The sequence below is a fragment of the Methanoregula formicica SMSP genome (genome assembly GCF_000327485.1).
Classification (GTDB): Archaea; Halobacteriota; Methanomicrobia; order Methanomicrobiales; family Methanospirillaceae; genus Methanoregula; species Methanoregula formicica.
In genome coordinates this window covers 1,204,332-1,225,137 of sequence record NC_019943.1, presented here as the reverse complement: position 1 = coordinate 1,225,137, position 20,806 = coordinate 1,204,332, and the positions used below count along the sequence as shown (strand labels likewise).

General features: G+C 53.3%; 20 protein-coding genes and 1 tRNA gene. 13 read left to right on the top strand and 8 right to left on the bottom strand.

Going from position 1 to position 20,806, the window contains the following annotated elements; all coding sequences use genetic code 11:
- Positions 1 to 12 precede the first annotated feature (12 nt).
- Positions 13 to 804, top strand: a complete 792-nt coding sequence (locus METFOR_RS06275; RefSeq protein ID WP_015285270.1) for a hypothetical protein — start codon at positions 13 to 15, stop codon at positions 802 to 804.
- Between the two features lie 47 nt (positions 805 to 851).
- Here the strand turns inward: METFOR_RS06275 and METFOR_RS15540 are convergent, their stop codons facing one another.
- From METFOR_RS15540 to METFOR_RS06265, 3 genes are all read right to left on the bottom strand, one after another.
- A complete protein-coding gene (locus METFOR_RS15540) occupies positions 852 to 1,004 on the bottom strand; it encodes a hypothetical protein (RefSeq protein ID WP_015285269.1) in 153 nt (50 codons plus the stop codon).
- A gap of 40 nt (positions 1,005 to 1,044) precedes the next feature.
- Entirely contained in the window at positions 1,045 to 1,545 is a 501-nt protein-coding gene (locus METFOR_RS06270; RefSeq protein ID WP_015285268.1) for a hypothetical protein, read from the bottom strand.
- 106 nt (positions 1,546 to 1,651) lie between these two features.
- Positions 1,652 to 2,614 (bottom strand): DHH family phosphoesterase, encoded by a 963-nt coding sequence (locus METFOR_RS06265; protein WP_015285267.1) that lies wholly within the window; start codon positions 2,612 to 2,614, stop codon positions 1,652 to 1,654.
- Positions 2,615 to 2,723: 109 nt separating this feature from the next.
- Here METFOR_RS06265 and METFOR_RS06260 point away from each other — a divergent pair.
- The 3 genes from METFOR_RS06260 (at position 2,724) to METFOR_RS06250 (ending at position 5,263) form a co-directional block, all read left to right on the top strand.
- Positions 2,724 to 2,797: transfer RNA gene (locus METFOR_RS06260), tRNA-Phe, on the top strand.
- A gap of 150 nt (positions 2,798 to 2,947) precedes the next feature.
- Positions 2,948 to 4,954, top strand: a complete 2,007-nt coding sequence (locus METFOR_RS06255; protein ID WP_015285266.1) for a cation:proton antiporter domain-containing protein — start codon at positions 2,948 to 2,950, stop codon at positions 4,952 to 4,954.
- Positions 4,955 to 5,050: 96 nt separating this feature from the next.
- The gene (locus METFOR_RS06250) at positions 5,051 to 5,263 is read left to right on the top strand and encodes a hypothetical protein (protein ID WP_015285265.1); all 213 of its coding nucleotides are present in this window, start codon (positions 5,051 to 5,053) and stop codon (positions 5,261 to 5,263) included.
- Positions 5,264 to 5,326: 63 nt separating this feature from the next.
- Here METFOR_RS06250 and METFOR_RS06245 read toward each other — a convergent pair whose 3' ends face one another.
- Entirely contained in the window at positions 5,327 to 5,701 is a 375-nt protein-coding gene (locus tag METFOR_RS06245) for a response regulator (protein WP_015285264.1), read from the bottom strand.
- Entirely contained in the window at positions 5,691 to 7,487 is a 1,797-nt protein-coding gene (locus METFOR_RS06240; RefSeq protein ID WP_048111210.1) for a PAS domain-containing sensor histidine kinase, read from the bottom strand. Before METFOR_RS06240 ends, METFOR_RS06245 begins: the two co-directional genes overlap by 11 nt.
- Positions 7,488 to 7,691: 204 nt before the next feature.
- On the opposite strand from METFOR_RS06240, the gene METFOR_RS06235 reads away from it, so the two are divergent.
- From METFOR_RS06235 to METFOR_RS06195, 9 genes are all read left to right on the top strand, one after another.
- Positions 7,692 to 8,375, top strand: a complete 684-nt coding sequence (locus METFOR_RS06235; protein WP_015285262.1) for a 2,5-diamino-6-(ribosylamino)-4(3H)-pyrimidinone 5'-phosphate reductase — start codon at positions 7,692 to 7,694, stop codon at positions 8,373 to 8,375.
- 6 nt (positions 8,376 to 8,381) lie between these two features.
- Entirely contained in the window at positions 8,382 to 9,623 is a 1,242-nt protein-coding gene (locus tag METFOR_RS06230; RefSeq protein ID WP_015285261.1) for an ArsB/NhaD family transporter, read from the top strand.
- Between the two features lie 55 nt (positions 9,624 to 9,678).
- A complete protein-coding gene (locus tag METFOR_RS06225) occupies positions 9,679 to 10,434 on the top strand; it encodes a queuosine precursor transporter (protein ID WP_015285260.1) in 756 nt (251 codons plus the stop codon).
- A 52-nt stretch (positions 10,435 to 10,486) separates the two neighbouring features.
- Positions 10,487 to 10,771, top strand: coding sequence for a nucleotidyltransferase family protein (locus METFOR_RS06220; protein WP_015285259.1), 285 nt, complete (start codon positions 10,487 to 10,489; stop codon positions 10,769 to 10,771).
- Between the two features lie 66 nt (positions 10,772 to 10,837).
- Positions 10,838 to 11,116, top strand: coding sequence for a HepT-like ribonuclease domain-containing protein (locus METFOR_RS06215; RefSeq protein WP_015285258.1), 279 nt, complete (start codon positions 10,838 to 10,840; stop codon positions 11,114 to 11,116).
- Positions 11,117 to 11,266: 150 nt separating this feature from the next.
- Entirely contained in the window at positions 11,267 to 12,361 is a 1,095-nt protein-coding gene (gene rsgA, locus METFOR_RS06210) for a ribosome small subunit-dependent GTPase A (RefSeq protein ID WP_015285257.1), read from the top strand.
- Positions 12,362 to 13,315: 954 nt separating this feature from the next.
- The gene (locus tag METFOR_RS15535; RefSeq protein ID WP_158491356.1) at positions 13,316 to 13,486 is read left to right on the top strand and encodes a hypothetical protein; all 171 of its coding nucleotides are present in this window, start codon (positions 13,316 to 13,318) and stop codon (positions 13,484 to 13,486) included.
- A 181-nt stretch (positions 13,487 to 13,667) separates the two neighbouring features.
- Entirely contained in the window at positions 13,668 to 15,767 is a 2,100-nt protein-coding gene (locus METFOR_RS06200; RefSeq protein ID WP_015285255.1) for a RecQ family ATP-dependent DNA helicase, read from the top strand.
- The gene (locus METFOR_RS06195; RefSeq protein WP_015285254.1) at positions 15,764 to 17,080 is read left to right on the top strand and encodes a DNA-processing protein DprA; all 1,317 of its coding nucleotides are present in this window, start codon (positions 15,764 to 15,766) and stop codon (positions 17,078 to 17,080) included. The genes METFOR_RS06200 and METFOR_RS06195 overlap by 4 nt, the downstream gene beginning before the upstream one ends.
- A gap of 273 nt (positions 17,081 to 17,353) precedes the next feature.
- Here METFOR_RS06195 and METFOR_RS06190 read toward each other — a convergent pair whose 3' ends face one another.
- The 3 genes from METFOR_RS06190 to METFOR_RS06180 form a co-directional block, all read right to left on the bottom strand.
- Entirely contained in the window at positions 17,354 to 18,466 is a 1,113-nt protein-coding gene (locus METFOR_RS06190) for a BsuBI/PstI family type II restriction endonuclease (protein ID WP_015285253.1), read from the bottom strand.
- 4 nt (positions 18,467 to 18,470) lie between these two features.
- Positions 18,471 to 20,258, bottom strand: coding sequence for an HsdM family class I SAM-dependent methyltransferase (locus METFOR_RS06185; protein WP_015285252.1), 1,788 nt, complete (start codon positions 20,256 to 20,258; stop codon positions 18,471 to 18,473).
- A 130-nt stretch (positions 20,259 to 20,388) separates the two neighbouring features.
- The gene (locus METFOR_RS06180) at positions 20,389 to 20,748 is read right to left on the bottom strand and encodes a winged helix-turn-helix transcriptional regulator (RefSeq protein ID WP_015285251.1); all 360 of its coding nucleotides are present in this window, start codon (positions 20,746 to 20,748) and stop codon (positions 20,389 to 20,391) included.
- Between the last annotated feature and the right edge of the window lie 58 nt (positions 20,749 to 20,806).

Genomic DNA, 20,806 nt, shown 5'->3' with positions numbered 1-20,806 from the left:
TAAGATCTGTAGATGGCAAAACAGCTGGACCTCCCTACGCGGGCATTCGGTGCAGAACCCCCGGTCCCGGACCGTGCGGTGCTCGCCGACTGGATCGCAGAGCACCGGGGCAGGCTTGCTGACCTCATCACGTACCGCCTCGACCAGTCCCTTGCACCCCAGCTCCCGGCAGGGATCGGGACGCCCTGCGCCGGGGGAAGATTCTACGCGGACCGTATCCGCGAGTGCATCGAGGGGATCGCGGAAAACCGGGCAACCGGGGAACTGCATGCCGATACGCCCGACATCATCGAGGACGCGGCAGCAATCGTGGTACAGAAGAAGGACGCGTGGTGCGCCATGCCCGCGCCGCATGCACTCGGCATACAGGACGCGTATTACGGCGATGCCGATGAGTGGAACGATGCGATCTGCGGGATCTACCGCACGCTGATGCGGGCCATGCGGGACACGGGAGTTTTTGGTCACGTCCTGATCTGTGAGCAGGCGAACGACCCGGAACTTATCGCGCTTGCCGGCCAGAAGGTCTTCTTTTTCTCTCCCGGACCGGACCGCGAAACCCTTGCGGATATCCTCGAACACCAGCAGCAGGCTGCAATCACGCAAGGCCGGCTGGAGACACTCTTCGATCTCATGAACGAGTATACGGTCAGGAAGATCTTCCTGCTCGACCCGGACGACAGCGCAATCAGACTCGCCCGGACCCACTTCGACCCGGACCAGATTGTCGGCGCAGGATATTGCACGGATGAGTGCGACGCGTACTGGAAGGGTGTTGTTGAGCGGTCGGTGTACGTGCGATAGTTCCAGAATTATCGAATATCAACCAGGTTTTTTACCCATTTAAGAAATTATTCTGCGGGCATGAAAATCCCCGGGATTTTCATCAGCTTTCTATGCTGCTTCGCATCATAGCGCGTTACGAAATCGAGAAGAGCCATCAGGTTCTTCGAGTCGGCGGCGGCAGGCATCGCAATCAGGGGTATGGGAGCATCAGCCCCCATCTTTACAAATAGGGTTTCTTCAGAACAAGAAAGAAAAATTTTACCCGCTCATCACATGCTTCACGGACGGGATGCTGACCTGGTTGTAGAAATATTCCCGCTGCCCGTCAGGGAATGTGACCGTAGTCACCGAGGGAGAGAAATCCGCGGCAACGAGCGGCGCAAACCAGTAGTTCTTCAAAACCTTCTCGGCACGCTCGAATGAGACGGCCGGTGTTGTCATGACTGTTACGCCGTCTTTTGTCGAGACCGAAGCAAACGCGGGCACGAGGACACGGGCGGACGAAGAGGTTGCCGAGATCACGGTTACCCTGCCCGCAGATCCGGTGTCAAAGGCTTTCTGGAGTTCGCTTGCTGGGTCGGCGATCTTGAAGAAGACCGCCCCCTGTTCGAGGAACGTGAGCTCGTAGTTCAGGTCAACCTGTGCAGTGCCGGCCGGATCAAGGTCGATGGAAAGCGAATGCATGGTGAATGCCTGCGCCGGCACGACTACGAGAGTCATGAGGCAGATGAGGGTGATGGGAAGGATGAATTTCTTCATAAGATTCCCTTGGACAAGGGGGATGATAAAAACAGCGGATGGCCGGAGTGATATTAATCACCGCGTCGTCTCAGGTTCTGCACCCATGAAGCGGAAGACGGGAAGATCAGAACTTCTCGGCAACTTTTACCAGTTCATCGAAGTGCCGGCTCTTCTTGAAGAGCCACCAGGTGAAGCGCTCCACGACCGTGAAATGGAACGAACCGCCGGCAGCGCTCGGGTGCCCGCCGCCCCCGAACTCGCGGGCAATGAGGTGGCTGATCGGCGGGACCGACCGGATCGAAAACTTACCGTCCTTTCCGATGATCACCTCGATCTCGGTCTTCTTCTCGTCGCGGATGAAATGGGCGGTCTCGCTCGGATACCCGTACAGCGGCGCAAAGGCGATCCGGTATTTCGTCCCGGTGAACGTTGCCTGCCGCAGGCTGTGCTTCATCATCGACTCCATCTCGTTTCTGATATCCGCGTACTCGCGCTCGATCTGCTCGTCCGTGAAGATCCCGTTGATCAGGCAGTTGCGGACATGGTCACGGTTCTCCTTTCGCTGGAGCACCTGCCCGAGCACGGCCGAACGGGGATCGGCATGCTTCCAGAGATCGTAATCGCAGACAACCCGGGCAACTTCGGCTGCAACCGGATCGCCGGGCATGAGATCGCGGGCAACGATCCCCGTGCCACAGGTCGACGTGTCGACCCGGAGGAGGGAGACCGCACGCCCGATCTTCTCGATCTCCTCCTCCCGCCAGCGGTGGTGGTCGCGCCACTCCACGACCCATCCGTTCTTCTTCGCCTTAACCGCAATGGACTCCGCGTCCGGGTGGAACCCGAGATCGGAGATGGAGAGCAGGTCGCCCTTCCCGTCGCAGGAGGCGACCAGCGAGAAGAGCGCGGCGAACTTTCCCACCGAACACCAGATAGTAAAGACTCCCTCATTCCCGAACTTCATCCGGTGCACCGCGTCTGCACCCACCGCATCGAGATCATTGTGCGTTACGTGGACAACATGTCCTGCGCGGCTCTTTATCGCGTTTGTAAGGCCGGAGTCTTCGCTGCGGTTCGGCGATGCCATGGGTTATTACTCTCCTTTGGGCCTATAAAAATAAACGCCCGGGGCGCGGGTCATGGAGCAACGGGGAACAGATCATTTATTAGTCAACAGGAACAACATTTGTATCCCTGCCCTAGTAGCTCAGCCCGGGAGAGCGCCAGACTGAAGATCTGGTTGTCGCCTGTTCAAATCAGGCCTGGGGCACTATTCTTTTCCCGATTCGCGCACAAGGAGCATACGCCCTGTGCAGAGGAGCATCCCTACGATCACCATGAGCTCATACATCCTACCATTTCACATACTATTCCCGACAAACGATTCTTCGGACATACCGGAAACGGGGAGGACTGCGTAATGGAGTTCATGCTCGGCCTTGTCAGCATCGGGATCATCGCCATCCTCCTGCTTTATATCGGCCAGATGTTCCGGCTCCCGAGCATCGTGGGGTTCCTCATCATCGGCATGCTCGCCGGCCCGTACGGTTTCCGGATCATCTCCGACCAGGCAGCAGTCGAGACTGTCGGCGAGATCGGCATCATCCTTCTGCTCTTCACGATCGGCCTTGAGTTCTCGTTCGAGAAACTCCTGAAATCCTGGCGGACGGTTGTCATCGGCGGGCTGTTGCAGATCGTAACAACCATTGTCGCCGTCACCCTTGTCACGCATGCCCTCCACGTCCCGTTCACTTCGGCGCTCGTCTTCGGGTTCATCATCTCGCTCTCCAGCACGGCCATCGTCATGAAGATCCTCCAGGAGCGCCGCGAGGTGGATACCCTGCAGGGGCGCACGCTCTTTGGGATCCTGCTCTTCCAGGACCTTGCCATCATCCCGATGATGCTCATCCTGCCGGTCTTCATGGGAAGCGAAGGCATGGACTTAAACGACCTGCCGCTTGAGATTGTCAAGGTCATCGTCATCCTGGTCATGATCGTCATCCTCGCCCGCTGGGTCATCCCCGGCCTCCTGTTCCGGGTCGCCTCCCAGCGGAGCCGCGAGCTCTTCTTCATCACGATTGCCGCCATCTGCATCATCGTTGCCTGGCTCACGAACCAGGCCGGCCTCTCCTACACGCTCGGGGCATTCGTTGCCGGCCTCATCATCGGCGAGTCCGATTACAATATCGACGCGCTCAGCCACATCATCCCCTTCCGCGATGTCTTTGCCAGCATCTTCTTCCTCTCGATCGGCATGCTCCTCAACACGGGCGCGATCCTCTCGGACACGTCCTTTGTCCTCCTCATCCTTGTCATCGTCACGCTCATCATCGGCATCAAGATCCTGACCGGGGCGTTTGCCGCCGCAGCGCTCGGCATGCCGGCCCGGATCTGCATCTTCACCGGCTTTGCCCTCTGCCAGGTCGGGGAGTTCTCGTTCGTCCTGGCCCAGACCGGCCTCTCGTCCGGGTTCATCCCGGATAAGGTCTACCAGCTCTTCCTCGCCTCAGCCATCCTTTCCATGGCGCTGACGCCGTTCATGATGAGCGCTGCGCCCCGGTTCACTGACTTCTGGTACCGGGTCGCCCCCTACCGGGCGAAGATTGAGGCACCGTTTGCCCAGGAGAACGAACCCGCCCTGTCTATCCCGAAAGACCATATGGTCATTGCCGGCTATGGCATCACGGGAAAGAGCGTTGCCCGTGCAGCGGAGATCACCGGTATCCCCTACATGGTCATCGAGATGAAGCCGGAGATCATCAGGCGCGAGAGAGCGGCGCGGAAGCCGTACTTCATCTTCGGCGATGCCGCCCAGGAGGAGGTGCTGGAGCATGCCGGCATCCGCGATGCACGGACGCTCGTTGTCGCGGTCTCGGACCAGGAGGCGGTTCCCCGGATCGTCCACCGTGCCCGCCGCATGTCACCGGATATTTACATCATCGCCCGCACCGAGCATGTCCGCCACGCCCAGTACCTGCTGGACCTTGGCGCCGACGAGGTCATCTCGGAAGAGTTCGAGGCCGCCCGCGAGATCTTCACCCGTGCACTGAAAAAATACCGGCTGCCGGACACCGAGATTGCAAAGATTGTCAGCAAGATCCAGAACTGGGGCTATGCCAAGTTCATCAAGAACGGGGACGCGGCGCCACCTTCCACGGGGATGGACACCGTCCTCCTCTCGCTGCGCATCCACGTCCTCACGGTTGAGCCCGGTTCCTCTGCGGAGGGCAGGGCAATCCGCGACCTGGGCTTAAAGGAGCGGCATGGTGTCGCAGACTATGGCCTGCGGCGGAACAACACCATGATGACGGTCGCCAATGACACAGAAGTCCTCGCTGCCGGCGATGCCCTCCTGGTCTTCTGCACGGACCAGGTGGCAGCGGAGATCCGCCCCCTCTTCCGGCGGGGCGAGCCTCAGGTTTTGTAATACCCGGGGGAGTATGGGCGACAGTCTGCGCCACTATTTTTTTTGGTTCGGGGACGGGCGGGAAAAAGAATCATTTTTATGCCCCGGACGAGAGATTTGAGAACAGAACTGGCGATCCCCAGGGAGCTGTCCGAAGAACTTGGCAACGAGATGAAGAAAATCAAGAGGGAACACCACAAACTGGGCCTGGAAACCCAGATCCATGATCTTTCAGCGGAGATCAACCGGGCAGGCCATACGGTCTCGGAAGAGATCAAAAAAGCAATGGACGCTGGAACAGGATCAGCACCCGAAAACACACCAGAGTAACAGATTTCAGAGTAACAGATTTTTTCCCGGAAATGCACATCCCGACGGAGCCGGCGGGAGGGATCATTCCGGTTTCCCGAGGAACTTTTCGAGGCCGGCCTTCAGTTCCGGGATGGAGACCGGTTTCTGGAGCACCCCGAGGTAGGGGTCCTTCATCAGGGCGAGCCGCTCTTCCACCGAAGGGGATGCGGTGAAGAGGATCACGGGCAGTTCGCGGATATTGTACTCGGTCCGGAGTTTCTCTAAAAACTCCCAGCCGTTCATCGGCGTCATCATGATGTCGAGCAGGATGAGGGCCGGCGGATCGCTTTTCACGCGTTCCAGCGCATCCAGTACATCCGGCACGAGCACCGGCTCGTAGCCGATCCTGCGCAGCAGGATGTCCATCATATCGAGAATGGGCTGGTCATCCTCAACAAGCATAATCTTACGCATCATGGTGTATTTCCTCCTTGGGCAGGTGAATGGTGAAGGTGCTGCCGGCATTCACCACGCTCTCGACAGAGATGCTCCCGCCATGCATCTGCACAATCCTCCGGGCAATCGAGAGGGACAGGCCGAGGCGCTCGTACTTCCGCGAGAGGACGGTGCCATCTGCCAGCTGGAACGGTTCGAAGATCGAACTGAACTGGTCCTGCGGGATGCCGACGCCATTGTCCCGGATCGAGATATGATGCTGCCGGTCTCCGACCGGCGAGCGATAGAAGATCCCGATCTTCCGCGGGGGCTTGGAAAAATTGACCGCATTGGAGAGGAGCGCGTCAAGCACCGAGAAGAGCCGGTCCTTGTCACCAATGACCTGGATCGAGTCCTCGATGTCGACCGTGAGCTCGGCCTTGGTCGCATATCCCCCGGCATCCAGCACCTTCCTCACCAGCGGGGCAAGGGGGAACGTGGAGGGGGTCAGGTGGAATTTCCCGCTCTCGAGAACGGAAAGGTCAAGCATCTGGTTGATGATCTGCCGCTCCCGGTCAACACTGACAAGGCAGCGCTCGAGGATTTTCTTTGTGTCTTCCTTGATCCCGAACCCCTCGGCATCGGAAAGCAGAAGGTTGAGGTACCCGAGGATCGGCTGGAGCGGTGTCCGCAGCTCGTGGGCAACGGTCACGATGACTCCCCTCCGCCGCTCGTTGTCCTTGTGGATCTGGTCTTCAAGGCGCTGTTTTTCCGTTATGTCGACGATGTTGATGAGGGTGGCAGGGTTGCCCATGTGCACGACCTGGTTCGTGAACAGTGAGCCAACCCGCGTCTCCCCGGTCTTTGTCAGGAAGCGGAACTCCTTTGCATACTTTGTCGGGAATTTCTGTACCCACTTTGCGGAAAATTCATTGAATGCGTCGAGATCGCCGGGCTCGATAAACGCCGTAAGGCTCTTTCCGGTGATCTCCGCGGGAGAATAACCCACGAATGCGACAAACGAGGGATTGGCAAACCGGATGTACCCGTTCTGGATGATGAGGATGCTTGTCGGGGAGCCTTCCGTGAGCTGCCGGTATTTCATCATGTTGTCGTTGTTGAGTTTCTCGGCAAGCTTCCGTGCATTGATGTTGACGACCGAGCAGCTGACAGTTCCATCGCCGATCTGCCCCCACGAGAGGTTGACCCAGCAGGATGAACCGTCCTTTGCGGCGAAACGTGTCTCGAAATCGGCAGTCGTCATCTCCTTTCCAATCCGCTCAAGGAACCGGCTCTTCTCCCGGGGCGAGAGGAAAATGTCGAGCAGGGACTTTGCAACTACTTCATCCACCGTGTAATTGAGCATGGTGGCAAACTTTTCGTTGCTCTGCTTTATCGAGAAGTCCGCGGCATCAAAGAGGATGATCCCAAGCTGGGAGTTCTCGAAGACCGTGCGATACTTGAGTTCCCCGGCATGGATCCGTTCGATGAAATACGCGATGATGGCGGCGATGACAATGAAGAGGATCGCCTCTGCTGTGATGCTGACAAGGGCTACGGAATCGGGGTAGCTATAGAAATAGCCGATGGTCTGGTACGCGAAGGCGCATGCTGTTGCAACATAGACCCCTTTTTTAGGGGAGACAGACGCGGCATAGATGATGGGGATGAAAAAGAGCTGGGAGGTGATGATGCCAAGAATGCCGGATGAGAAGGAGACTACGGACGTGGCAATGCACAGGATCGTGAGGGAGAGGATGATGACCAGCCGGATGAGATCGGTTTTCTGTGTGCCGTGCGGTCCGATCCAGACCTCTGTCTCCTTCATACCTGATGCCATTTTGGTTCTCTTGTTATTTGAAGATTGCAGGCAGGGCTAACACTCCAAATAGTTGGGAAGAGGCGGCTCCTCTGCAACGGCTCACCGGTCTCAGGGAGAATCCTCCACATCAGCACGAAAGCCGGGCAGTGCCCGGCATCCGTAACGGGATCAGTGGTTTGATATAACTGGCCGGGTAACCTTCGATAGACTATGCGCCCCTACGTGATCGTCAACACAGCAATGAGTGCCGACGGCAAACTCTCCACCCGCGAGCGCCGGCAGGTGAAGATCTCCGGGGCGCAGGACTTCAACCGGGTGGACCGGCTCAAGGCCGGCAGTGACGCGGTGATGGTCGGTATCGGCACCGTACTTGCCGACAACCCGTCCCTGACCGTGAAGTCCGAGGAATGCCGGAACAACCGGCTCGCCCGGGGGACGAGCCTTCACCCGGTCCGGATCGTTGTGGACAGCCACGCCCGCACCCCTCCGGATGCAAAGATCCTGCACAAGGAAGAGGGGAAGCGGGTCATCGCGATCTCGAAACGGGCGGACCCGGCAAAAGTCCGCGAGCTGGAGAAGTTCGCAACCGTCATTGTCACCGGGAATGACCGCGTTGACCTTGCAGAGATGCTGGAGGAACTCGGCCGGATGAAGATCCGGCGGGTGATGGTCGAAGGCGGGGGAACGCTCATTGCCGGCCTGGTCACGGCCGGGCTCGTGGATGAGATCTACACGTTTGTCGGCAACATCATCATCGGGGGGAAGGATGCGCCCACGCTCGCCGACGGGCCGGGGTTTGTGAAGGAGTCCGAGTTCTGCCGGCTTGTGCTCCTTGAGGCACGGAGGATCGAGGACGGGATATTGCTGCACTGGAAGGTGGAACACCGGCAGTAAGCGAGTATGACAACATACCTCCCCATCCTCGTCCTTGCCGCAGTCTTCCTGCTCATCGCAATCAGGCAGGTCGGCCGGTTCAATCTCAAGATCTGGCAGATCATGCTCGGTGGCGCCGTTGCGGTTCTCGTCACCGGCCAGATCTCCCCGGCCGATGCACTCTTCGCCATCGACCCCAGCGTGATGCTCTTCCTGTTCGGCATGTTCGTAGTCGGCGAGGCGATGGTGGCAAGCGGGTACCTCTCCTGCATTGCCCACCGCTTTTTTGCCCGGGCGAAAAACCCGGACCAAGTCGTGCTCTTCATCCTCTTTGGCATGGGCATCCTCTCGGCGCTCCTGATGAACGACACGCTCGCTGTGATCGGCACGCCGCTCGTGCTCGGGCTTGCCGCGTCCCGGAAGATCTCGCCAAAACTCCTGCTCCTCGCGCTTGCCATCGCCATCACGACCGGCAGCGTCATGAGCCCGATCGGCAACCCGCAGAACCTGCTCGTTGCGCTGAACGCCGGCATAACCTCGCCGTTTGTCACGTTCGCGGTCTGGCTTGTCATCCCGACGCTCATCTGTCTCTCACTCTCGTGGGGCGTGCTGCGGTGGATATATCGCGGTGAATTCGCCCAATGCACGTTCGCTGAACTTCCGGTCCCGGCCTGCGATGACAAGCTGATGCTCCTCTCGAAAGTCTCGCTTGCGATTATCCTGCTGCTTGCGGCCATCAACATCACCGCATCGCTCGTCACCGGCTCCATGCTCGTGACTCTCCCGCTGATCGCGATCGGCGCAGCACTTCCCATCATACTCTTCTCGCACCGCCGCGTTGAGATCGTGAAATCGATCGACTGGTGCACGCTCGTCTTCTTTGCCGCGATGTTCGTCCTCATGGAGAGTGTCTGGCAGACCGGGTTCTTCCAGTCGCTTGTCAGCGGCGGGATGCTCGCGTCCATCCCGGCGCTGCTCGGGACAAGCATTGTCTTCAGCCAGTTCATCTCCAATGTCCCGTTCGTTGCGCTCTTCCAGCCGCTCGTGACGGAAGCCGGTGCCGGCACGGCCCAGCTCATGGCGCTTGCAGCGGGGAGTACGATTGCCGGCAACCTCACGATCCTCGGGGCGGCAAGCAATGTCATCATCATCCAGAACGCGGAGAAGCAGGGAGTGCCCCTGACATTTTTTGAATTTATGAAGGTCGGGGTACCGCTCACGGTGCTGCAGGTGCTGGTGTACTGGGGATGGCTGGCACTGGCGGGGTAAGCACGCTGCTAGCCCTGCCGCAAATTCCATTACTTCGCGCGACAAATTCCCGGGAATGCTTGTCTGGATCTGCTGGCTGCTCAGCCTCACCCTCGTGACCTACGCCTCGGTCCGGATTGTCCGGCGCTACCCGCAGTACGGCTTTGCGGCCCTGACCGGGTTTTACGTTGTGTACCTTGCCGCGTCCCAGGTCATTGCGGCACGGGTCGTGGACTTCGATCTCGGCATCTATGTTTTCACCGCCCCTGCCTCCGTCCTGCTCTACCCGTTCATCGCGCAGGTCATCGACATGATCAATGAAGTGTACGGCAAGGCGATGACCCATGCCGCGATCGCCATCGTTTTCGTCAGCCAGGTGCTGCTCGTGATCTTTTTCCTGATGGTGAACTCGCTTACGCCCGCAGCGGTCTTCACACACGAAGCGGCCTGGCAGGACATTTTCTCCATGAGCATCCGGATCACGCTCGCCAGCTGGATCGCGTTCCTTGTCTGCTCCACCATCGATGCCCATATTTTCTCTGCGCTGAAGCAGAGATTTTTACATCGCGAGCTTGCGTTCCGGCACCACACGATGCTCAACCCGTACGTCTGGCTCCGGTCCAGCGTGAGCGATGCCGTCAGCCTCACGCTCGACTCGATCATCTTTGTGACCATCGCGTTCCTGGGCGTGCTCCCAATCCTCCCGCTGATGCTCGGCCAGATCGTGATCAAGAACATCATCGGGTTCATCGACAACCCGTGGTTCGTGTGGTACAAGCACATGCTGAAGAAGGGGGAGATAGAGGGAGCAGGGCAGCAGAGGGCGGCCTAGCCCGTCAATGGATTAATAATAAGAACAGACCAACAACTCACCAACAGAGATCATGGATGCGCTCTCACTCCTCCGCGAGCATGAACCGGAACTTAAGAAGCGGTTTAGTGTAGCGAAGATTGGGATCTTCGGGTCATTCTCACGTAGAGAGGAGCGACTTGATAGCGATGTTGACATCCTTGTTACTTTCCAGGAAGGGAAAAAGACGTTTGACAATTTCATGGGAACAAAATTCTATCTTGAAGATCTATTTCAAAGAAAAGTTGATCTGGTGACGGATGCAGCGCTCAAACCGCTGATCCGCGAACCAATCCTGCAGGAAGTCGTGTATGCCTAGGTCGCAACTGCGGTACCTCAATGACATTACTGAGGCGGCAGGAAATACCGGTCCTATGTTGGCACCATGACATTCGAGGAGTTCAAAAATGACCGGATGCGGATCGATGCAGTTGTCCGTAACTTTGAGATTGTTGGTGAGGCAACAAACCACCTAAGCCCTGATCTGAAAGCACGGTACCCAAATACTGACTGGAAATCGATTGCCGGGTTCCGGGACACGCTCATTCATGGGTATTTCGGTGTTGATCTGGAGATCCTCTGGGATATTATTGTCAATAAGATTCCACTGTTGCAGGTGGAGATCGCAGCCATTGTCGCGCACGAGAAAGGAACCGGGAAATAATTTTCATTTCTCTCTTTTTCGAACAGGCTGAAACGTCACTTACCGCACGGCAGAGGGATTTGTAATCTCAGAATCGCATCTGGAGAACGTGACCACAAAGCACTTGGACCGCAAACAATCACCTGTCAATACAAACGTTCAGGTTTTTTTATGAACCCATCCATTCCCGGATGCGGAGAGCCGCATCCTTATACCCTGGAACAGCTTGGCTGGACAGAAGAACACAAGGAAGCATTCAGAAAATTTTCGGGACCGTACATCCCGGGGCGCGTTGCGTGCCGGCAGAAGACCGTCTGGGAAGTTTTTACCGGAAGCGGGCCGGTCATGGCCGGGATCTCCGGAGCCTTAAAAAAACTCGGACGGTTTCCGGCCGTGGGGGATTTTGTCGTGCTGCTCCACCAGCCGGAGGCCGGATCCATAACGATCGTTGCAATCCTCCCGCAAACGACGGTGTTCACCCGGGGAGCCTCCGGGCGGGAGGGAACGGACCAGGTCATTGCGGCAAACATCGACACGGTCTTTATCGTGACCGCAGCCGGCCCTGAGCTGAACGCCCGCCGGATCGAACGGTATCTCGCGATTGTCCACGCATCCGGGGCCCGGCCGGTGATCGTCATCAACAAATCCGATCTTGCAGATGATCCTGCTTCGCTGACCGGAACAATTATTCCGGTCTCGTCCGGTATTCCGGTCATTCCCGTGAGTGCCATGAGCGGTGAGGGGATCGGTTTGCTCGACCCGTATCTCAGGCCCGGCCAGACGATCGTGCTTATCGGTTCATCGGGTGTCGGCAAGTCCACCCTGATCAACCGGCTCCTCGGATGCGAAACGCAGAAAACATCGGGTATCCGCGAGGATGACGGGAAAGGCCGGCACACAACAACCGTTCGCCAGCTCTTTGTCCTGAACAGCGGTGCGCTCATGATCGATAATCCCGGGATCCGCGAAGTGGGCATCGGGACCGCTTCGACCGGTTTGAGTGACGCGTTCCCTGACATCCGGGAGCTGGCGGAGCGCTGCCGGTTTTCAGACTGCCGGCACGAGCGGGAACCGGGCTGTGCCGTGCAGGAAGCCGTGAAGGCCGGGAAACTCTCCGCGGCCCGGCTCGAGAATTTCCACCGGCTCAGCCGCGAGCTTGCATTCGAGCAGGACAAAGCGGAGATCGGCCTTGTCCGTTCTGAGAGAAAACGCTGGAAAGGGATTGCGAAACTCGGAAAGGAGATCCAGAAGGCGAGGAGGGAGTAGGGAAGCATCAGGTTTCTTCGACGTCCGACAGGTCTTCAGATCTGGAGGTGGAGAATGATGAAGGTCGTATGACCTGGATCAGGAGAAGACCATAGGTCTTCGACCGAAACCGCAGGTTTCTTCGACGGTGGGATATCCCACTCCGTCGTAAGAGGGGGCCGGAAAAGGGGGGTTCTTTTCATTTCATGGGCTCATGTCCAGAAAAAACAGCGATCCTTTGTACCAGAGCGACTATATTGACATTTTTTCGAGCCCATTATGACTTCTGTTGGGGGAATGAACGACATTTCGGAGGCATTTCGAAAACTGTGTATCGTAATTCGCAAAAAAATGCGATCTTCCAAAAAGCGGTTTTCCAAAATGGGCTCCGATTCGAAAACAAAACGATTTGCGGGGAGATTGCATTTCAGGGATTTCAGGTTCCAAAGAGCCCCTCAAGACTATGAGGTCTCCGTCGGTGAAACGGGCTTCCGACGGAGAGATCGCCCGGACCTCCTGTTTTGGAAATACCTCCAGGTGGATCGCATCAAACAGGGGGTCGGCGGATCCCGATCCGGGGCCTTATAGGGCTCCGTTCAGGAAAAGTAGTACATCGGAGCCCGTACAGGAGCCGGATTGGGTATGTACCAGATCCTGAAAAAGGGGGTTCCTGGAGGCGGTGCTCGCAGGCGGAATAACGAGTAACTGAACGGGCGGGGCGGAGATTTTTTGTGATTGTTACGAGACGGAAATTTTTAAAATTTTTTCTTAAATGGAAAAACTTTTGAGAAATTTTTTCCGGAAATTTTTTTGGAAATGAAATATTTGAAATGCGAGAGAGATTTTTCGATTTACTAATTTTTTATTCCGGTGGTATTGCAATAGTTTTGAGAGAACGAGCGTGACAAAGGGGAACTGGGAAATCCGCAGGTGGGATTATAATTTTTTAATCCTGTCCAATTCGACGGGTTTGAGATGACGCCCAAATCTCACAGGGGATATGGATTTTTTGTAGCAGAACCATTTAATTTTTTCAGGGTTGTTATCGTGAGATCGATAAATATTCCGGAAAAATGTTTGAAAAATATGTGGAAAAATTTTTCCGGACAGAGAAAATTTTCCAGAAAAATTTTAGCATGCAAATGAAGGAGAGCGAACGCATTTGTGATACTTTCCCGGTGCACACCACATAATATAACAGGAGGTTAATGAAATCATAAAATAAAAATTTGTCATGATATCCGGTATTTGCCCGCGTCATCAATTGGATCTCCGTAATCGATCGTAGGGAAAAAGTTGCCGGAAATCCCATACCGGAGAAATTGACATGAGTACCTCATTAAACCAAAAATCTCTTGATCTTCTCAGAACGGCATTACAGGATCCCCATGCAGAATTCCGGGCCGGGCAGTGGGAGATAATTGACCAGCTGGTGAATGAGAATGCTCACCTTCTTGTGGTCCAGCGCACCGGTTGGGGAAAAAGCATTGTATATTTTATCGCAACGAAACTGCTGCGCGACCGGGGCACCGGCCCCACGCTGCTTATTTCTCCGTTACTTGCGTTGATGCGGAACCAGATCTTAGCAGCGGAGCGAATAGGTCTGGCGGCAAGAACAATCAATTCGAGCAATCATGAAGAATGGGATCATATATATCACGATCTCGAAGCAGGGAAGATCGATATTCTTATTATTTCTCCGGAACGGTTATCCAACGAGGAATTCCGTGAAAAGCTAATACCTCTCGCCCGGACCTTGGGTCTTTTTGTTATTGACGAAGCCCATTGCATCAGCGACTGGGGTCATGACTTTCGTCCGGATTATCAACGGATTCTCCGGATTCTTCGGGTGCTCCCGGAAAATATTCCTCTTCTTGCCACGACAGCCACGGCAAATGACAGGGTTATCAAAGATATCCGTGCCCAAATCGGGGAACGTTTAGGGGTGTTCCGGGGGCCGCTCGGCCGGGCATCTCTTAGTCTTCAGAATATCGTCATACCCTCGCGCGCCATACGCCTCGCATGGCTGGCAGAAAATGTCCCAAAGATGCCAGGGAGCGGGATCATTTACACCATGACGGTGAAGGATTCGGACCGCGTTGCCCGGTGGTTGCAGTCGCAGGGAATTGATTCCCGTGCGTATTCCGGCGAATCCGATCCATCGTTGCGAGAGGAGATGGAGCAGGATCTTCTCGATAATAAGATCAAAGTGCTTGTCGCTACCAGTGCACTTGGCATGGGTTTCGATAAACCGGATCTCGGGTTTGTTATCCATTACCAAAGGCCGATGTCGGTGGTTACCTATTACCAGCAGGTGGGTCGGGCCGGCCGGTCGCTTCCTTGTGCATACGGAATTTTACTCGCGGGCGAAGAGGATCAGGATATCGTTGAATATTTTATCAAAACCGCGTTTCCCCGGGAAGATCACGTTACCACGATCCTTGAGGAGCTGGAAAAAACTCCCGAGGGGTTATCCGTCCCCATGATAGAAGCACGTACCAATCTTTCGCAGTCGCAGATCGAAAATGTTTTCAAAATTATTTCCATCGAGAGCCCGTCTCCGATCGTGAAAGACGGTCCCCGCTATCGTGCAACCGCTGCCGCTTACACCATAAATAAGGAAAAAATACAACGACTGACATCTCTCCGTCGCGCAGAGTGGGGCAGGATTAACGATTATGTGCGGAGCCGTTCCTGCCTGATGGAATTCCTCCAGCGGGATCTGGAAGATCCCAAAGCAATACCCTGCGGCAAATGTTCGGTTTGTATCGGCCATGCATTGCTTCCTGAGGAACCATCGGAGGAAGTGGTAGCAAGAGCGCGACGGTTCCTTTATTCGAACCAGCATGTCATCTCCCCGCGTCGTCAATGGCCGCCAGGGCTTTCATTCTCAACGGAAAAATGGCATGGGCATATTCCTGAGGAACTCCGGGCAAACCCCGGGCGGGCACTCTCTTCATGGGGTGACGGGGGCTGGGGAGAAGTTGTCAAAGCCGGAAAACACGCAAATCATTTCGATAATAAACTTGTAGATGCAATGCGTGATCTGATCGTTAACCAGTGGAAACCCAATCCCATGCCGACATGGATAACCTGTGTCCCGTCACTCAGGAAAAAGACTCTCGTAAAAAATTTCTCGATGGCACTCGCCGTGACGCTCAAAATCCCATTCGTGGACTGTATCCGGAAAATCAAGGAAACCCAACCGCAGAAGATGATGAAAAACAGCTTTATGCAGGTATCCAATCTTGACGGCGCCTTTGAGATCGATCAGGACTCTGTCATGGAAGGCCCGGTCCTCTTAATTGACGATATGGTCGATTCCCGGTGGACATTTACGATTCTTTCGGCCATGCTGCAATCTGCCGGAAGCGGCCCGGTCTATCCCTGTGCTCTGACAGATACGCAAGGCAAGGATGTCCTATGATACCGGATTCGATAACACCGGATACGCAGGTAACGTTCCTGCTGTGCGGGAGATTCGGACAGAACGAATCGTCAAAAACCCCACTGAATGCTGCGGAATATTTTTCATTATGCCAGTGGCTGAGAAACGAATCAAAGACTCTGCCGGACCTTTTTGATTCTGAAGTTGTCGATCGCTACAGTAAAATTTCCCGGTTCGATGCAAAGCGATTACCGGAATTACTAAACCGGGGCGGGGCACTTGCCCTTGCGGTCGAAGACTGGAACAATAAGGGGATCTGGATCCTTTCTCCAACCGATAAACATTATCCCCGACGATTGACTGAACGTCTTCCGAACAAAGCCCCGCCGTTATTATTTGGTGCCGGGAATCCCCAACTGTTATCGAAAGGCGGCCTTGCGGTCGTCGGGTCGCGGGATATCAGTGAACGGGCAAAACTTGCCACGCACAAGATCGGTCGTCTCTGCGTCCAGAACCGGATTCCGTTGATTTCCGGGGGAGCCCGGGGTGTCGACTCCGAAGCGATGCAGACGGTGCTTGAGGAGGGGGGACAGGTCATCGGGTTTATCGCGGACAGCCTCCTGAAAATGTCGTTAAACGGCAAATACCGTCAGGCTCTCCGGGACCAGCGGCTGGTGCTCGTGACATCGAACGATCCAAAGACCCCGTTCAGTGTCGGTAACGCGATGGCCCGGAACAAATTCGTGTACTGCCTGAGCGACTGGACCCTTGTGATTGCCTCCTCCTATAATGAAGGCGGGACCTGGGCAGGTGCCACGGAGAACCTGAAGAATAAGTGGGTGCCGCTGTTCGTGAGAGAGGATGTGGATGTTCCCGAGGGAAACTACCGGTTAATCGAGCGAGGAGCGACCGCCATCCGGTCGGATTCCTTTACGGATCCCGATGTATTTCTGACCATTCTTAAAAACTCACAGGCCATGGTGGGCAAGCCCTGCATCGTATGCGACCTCACGAGCACGTATTCGACATCGGAAGAAACTCCGGTCCCGCATGAAATTGCAGCAGGGCCCGTTGAGATCCCAAGCAGCACTCAGAAAATTTCCCAAGAGATAAACATTGGGCAGAAACCCAACGATCTCTTCCCCATTGTCTGGCCCTGCATTGAGAAGCAACTCGCGACACCCAAGACCGAGAAGGAACTTGCCGAATGCTTCAATGTTGAAGTAAAACAGATGCGGGCATGGCTTTCATCGGCTGTTGAGAAAGGTGACGTTCAGAAACTGGTGAAGCCGGTACGATATGTTCTCCCGAAGAAGCCGAAGGTTTCGCTGGATACGTGGATTGAAAATTAATGAAATTTTTTTTGAATTCGATTTGATCCCGTCTTAATTAGATCTGATGCGATGCCCCCCCTCCAATCGAAGGCTTCGCCTTCTCCAATCGACCCTCACTGATGTGACGGTCGATTCTCTCGTCCCCTCGCTGGGCAAGAGACTGTACGCAGATTCTCGTACAGGTAAGTGCGTAGCGCAATGTCGAGACTCATCAGAGTCGAGACACGAGAAGAACGCATAAGCGTTCTTCGAAAACCCGCGAGGCGTTTTGCGCGTGGGACTCGTAAAATATCAGAGGATTAGATCTGACAATTTTTTATTGTTTTCAGCATCCATTTGGTTTAGTATAACGATATTCGTGGGTTCGGCAGCAAACCAAACAAAAGATCCCCAAGATATTTCAGCAATATTCTTTTTATTGTAAGCCTCATCGGTTCTGCTCAGAAATGCTGTCCCGAATGCAACTTTAGCATTATATTCTCTGGTTCGTAAAAAGGCCATTATATTCTCTTTTCTTTCTTGAATCATCGATCCTGTTGACGCAACAACTTCGATGAATATTAATAAATTCTCAGAACGACCGTGATCTAGGTATTTATCCCACAGGATAATATCTGGTAAAATTTTTTTCTGCACAACGCTTGAAAAATCTAAATTGAGAATTTGGATAACTTGATCATCAATAGGCTGAAATGGTGCTTCAGAAGTACTAATAGCGATTACATGAGGTTCATGAAGAAAATTCTCTGAAAATTTTTCAATTACTTCTTTGATAATGAGAGAACTCTTGCCCGGAGGTAATTTCATCTCACTAATTATTTGGTGGTTTGGGATCTTGACCTTAAGGCGAGTACCAGAATCCGATCCCCTTAAAGCGGTCGCTCCCAATGCAGCTCTTGTAAGATGTGACCGTTGCCATTCAGAAATTTTTCTTGTTAACTCTTCTCCAGAAAGGTCCTGATCAAATAATATAGAAAAATCATGTGCTAATGCATATCGCGGCTCATTTTCTTGGCCGAGATCGATTTTGACTGCTGCTCCTAATGGGATTAGACCGAAGAGGATCACTTGTTTTCGAACTGATTCTTTTGTGGTGTCAGCATACCATTTATGAAGGCTCCGATCTGATGAAAATTCTCGCCTTTTGGCCCATGATCGACGAGATTCTTCATTTGTTCTTGATGCTCGTGCATCATCCATATTGAGCACGTGTGCCGGTTGAAACCATTCATTTCTTCCCTCTATTGCACCAATATAAAACATTACAAAAATTGTCCTAACCGCCATTTTCCCAATAATTTGGCTTCGGTGTTCAGTATCCATCGGGAAAATTAAAGGAAGCCTTTGATTGATCACATCTATCGAAGGTAATGACGGTAAAGATGGTGATTGTATATCAGACATGATGCTATCGCTCGTACATCATTTTTATAGCTAATTCAATCTCACTATTCGAAACGCCACTTTGGATTAATTGTTCGAGATGTCTAATGTCAGATTTGTTTGGTAATGGCAATGCTTTTAATTCAAAAGCCGAAACCGCAACACTTCCGTTAATCAGACGAAAAATTTTGTCTATCATTTTTGAATTCAATAAAACAGCCAATGTTTCAAGCGAGGCTAGGGAAGGACTCTTCGTCTGCTTGATAATATTCACATGATTTTCAATTACTACTCCACCATGCATATGGAGAAATTCCTTTGGGAGTGTTGTAGCAACAATCCGTTTTTTCTGCTCCTTCGCAGTGGTTCGTTGAATAAGGATACATGGTTTTTTCGTTACTAGAAACTCTTGATTCCTCTTTAGCGTTAAGTATGGCCGATGATTTCGTTTCTTCGCGCTAAACAAGAACCGTCCATCTGGATGGATGGATTCAGCCCAAATAAGAGGATAATTTCCCTCCTGTTTTTCAGTACTCATCTGATTTTTATGTCGGTTCCAAACAAGCGGGCCAGTATTGACTTCAAATCCAAAGTGGACGATTCTATTCCGCATCCGTTTGAGGTTATCAATAAGTTTAACCTGATCTGGTGCTTTCGGTATGATCCATGGCTCCTCACCACCATTTGGCAATAAAAATGTGCCAATTCTTTCACTCACCACAGGTTTTTCAGGACCATTTGATTTTAGATCATGAACGGTAACCCACTGATCGCGGGAGATTTCTTTTTCATTTTCTGTACGCTTGTACACCACAAGCATTGTTTCCTGAAGGACATCCTCAAAAACGCCTTTTCTATCAGAAATAAAATCCATTAGCACTGGTGGAGCATATTGGGAAAGGAGGGCACGAAGGGATTTGAAGTATTGCCCACCAAGGAATGAAGTTGGGGTTACATAAGCAATAAGTCCAGCTGGCTTCGTCCAACGGATTGCGATGTCAGTAAAAACACCATACAAGTTTGCGTGTCCATAAAGCGAACGGGAAAATATTCTTCTCTGATGCGGAGGAAGTGTAATCTTCCGATATGGTGGATTCCCAATTACGAGATCGACTTCTTCTCCATTATTTGGCAATGTTTCGAGCGTATCGCATACATTCACAATAATAGGAAGTCGAGTAGATGCATTGATGCAGATTTCTAACAAAACAATCTCTACAAGAACCTGCGACATCCATGCTGCAAAAGGATCAATTTCAAATCCCTGCAACCTCTTGGAGATCAACTCGAGGATGCGGGAAGGATTACCCCGATCTTTCACAGAATACGACTCTAACATCCGAAGAGCAACTGGGGAGAGAAACGCACCACCACCGCAGGACAAATCCATTACCGTACCATTTTTCCAATCAAACCCTTGGTCAGTCACCATACCGACTAAGCGATCGACAAGTGCGGGCGGAGTATAATATGCACCAAAATCCGCTTGAGTTTCTTGAGGTAATAAAGCGGTATATAATGTGCCGATAAGATAACTGCTCTCAGAAAATGGAAGTTGAGCTAGGATAGATCCAACATCACAGGCTTCCGACTCACCTGTTGATTCTGGTTTATCAAACTGAACAAATGACTCGCATATCTTCCAGTTACAACCATTCTTCGTGCAAGTGTCCGACCAGAATTCCTTTAATACTAATTGACAAATGGAGCGAGCGAATTTATTCCTGTTTTCCGGGTTTTTGATTTTTTCCGCTTCCGCTGTTAATAACACTTTCAATCGATTGAATTCAATTTTTAGCGGATTGTTTTGCATTGTTTATTCCATCGAGCATTACGAAGAATATGATAGTGAATATCGATATGTTTCGATTTAACACTGTCGAGAAAGTTGAATATATATTGACGCCATGCGCAGGGTGAAACTGATTCCCTCATCCCCTTCTTCACAGCACACACTTGCTACAATCCTGCTTCCCGCACGGAATATTATCAATCTTCCATTTCAGCGCCCACATCTTGATCCCCCGGATCACATCCACAAGTTCGAGCCCGCTCTTTGTCAGGGTGTACTCGCTCCGTACAGGAAACGTCGAAGCATCAACATGTTTCGTGATGACGCCCTCGTCTTCCAGTTCCTTCAGGCGCTCCGACAAAATCTTCTGCGTGATCTCGCTCAGGGAGTCCCGGAGCTCTGAGAACCGGCGCGTGTGGTCCGGACCCTTGTAGAGCTCAAGGATGATCAGGAGCGTCCATTTTTTTGTCAGGTATTTCACGGTCTTGTTGACCGTGCACGACTCGTCCATGGTATAGTTTCTGAAACTCTTTTCTATTTAAACTTGGTATACAAAAGAAACCTTGTAG

Excerpts from the sequence above, each read along its gene's own strand:
- METFOR_RS06195 (WP_015285254.1), top strand. The coding sequence starts at position 15,764 with ATGATACCGGATTCGATAACACCGGATACGCAGGTAACGTTCCTGCTG.
- METFOR_RS06235 (WP_015285262.1), top strand. The coding sequence starts at position 7,692 with ATGCGCCCCTACGTGATCGTCAACACAGCAATGAGTGCCGACGGCAAA.
- METFOR_RS06230 (WP_015285261.1), top strand. The coding sequence starts at position 8,382 with ATGACAACATACCTCCCCATCCTCGTCCTTGCCGCAGTCTTCCTGCTC.
- METFOR_RS06190 (WP_015285253.1), bottom strand. The coding sequence starts at position 18,466 with ATGTCTGATATACAATCACCATCTTTACCGTCATTACCTTCGATAGAT.
- METFOR_RS06255 (WP_015285266.1), top strand. The coding sequence starts at position 2,948 with ATGGAGTTCATGCTCGGCCTTGTCAGCATCGGGATCATCGCCATCCTC.
- METFOR_RS15535 (WP_158491356.1), top strand. The coding sequence starts at position 13,316 with ATGACGCCCAAATCTCACAGGGGATATGGATTTTTTGTAGCAGAACCA.
- METFOR_RS06265 (WP_015285267.1), bottom strand. The coding sequence starts at position 2,614 with ATGGCATCGCCGAACCGCAGCGAAGACTCCGGCCTTACAAACGCGATA.
- METFOR_RS06220 (WP_015285259.1), top strand. The coding sequence starts at position 10,487 with ATGGATGCGCTCTCACTCCTCCGCGAGCATGAACCGGAACTTAAGAAG.
- METFOR_RS06240 (WP_048111210.1), bottom strand. The coding sequence starts at position 7,487 with ATGAAGGAGACAGAGGTCTGGATCGGACCGCACGGCACACAGAAAACC.
- METFOR_RS06185 (WP_015285252.1), bottom strand. The coding sequence starts at position 20,258 with ATGCAAAACAATCCGCTAAAAATTGAATTCAATCGATTGAAAGTGTTA.
- METFOR_RS06275 (WP_015285270.1), top strand. The coding sequence starts at position 13 with ATGGCAAAACAGCTGGACCTCCCTACGCGGGCATTCGGTGCAGAACCC.
- METFOR_RS06270 (WP_015285268.1), bottom strand. The coding sequence starts at position 1,545 with ATGAAGAAATTCATCCTTCCCATCACCCTCATCTGCCTCATGACTCTC.
- METFOR_RS06225 (WP_015285260.1), top strand. The coding sequence starts at position 9,679 with ATGCTTGTCTGGATCTGCTGGCTGCTCAGCCTCACCCTCGTGACCTAC.
- METFOR_RS06180 (WP_015285251.1), bottom strand. The coding sequence starts at position 20,748 with ATGGACGAGTCGTGCACGGTCAACAAGACCGTGAAATACCTGACAAAA.
- rsgA (WP_015285257.1), top strand. The coding sequence starts at position 11,267 with ATGAACCCATCCATTCCCGGATGCGGAGAGCCGCATCCTTATACCCTG.
- METFOR_RS06200 (WP_015285255.1), top strand. The coding sequence starts at position 13,668 with ATGAGTACCTCATTAAACCAAAAATCTCTTGATCTTCTCAGAACGGCA.
- METFOR_RS06245 (WP_015285264.1), bottom strand. The coding sequence starts at position 5,701 with ATGATGCGTAAGATTATGCTTGTTGAGGATGACCAGCCCATTCTCGAT.
- METFOR_RS06215 (WP_015285258.1), top strand. The coding sequence starts at position 10,838 with ATGACATTCGAGGAGTTCAAAAATGACCGGATGCGGATCGATGCAGTT.
- METFOR_RS15540 (WP_015285269.1), bottom strand. The coding sequence starts at position 1,004 with ATGGGGGCTGATGCTCCCATACCCCTGATTGCGATGCCTGCCGCCGCC.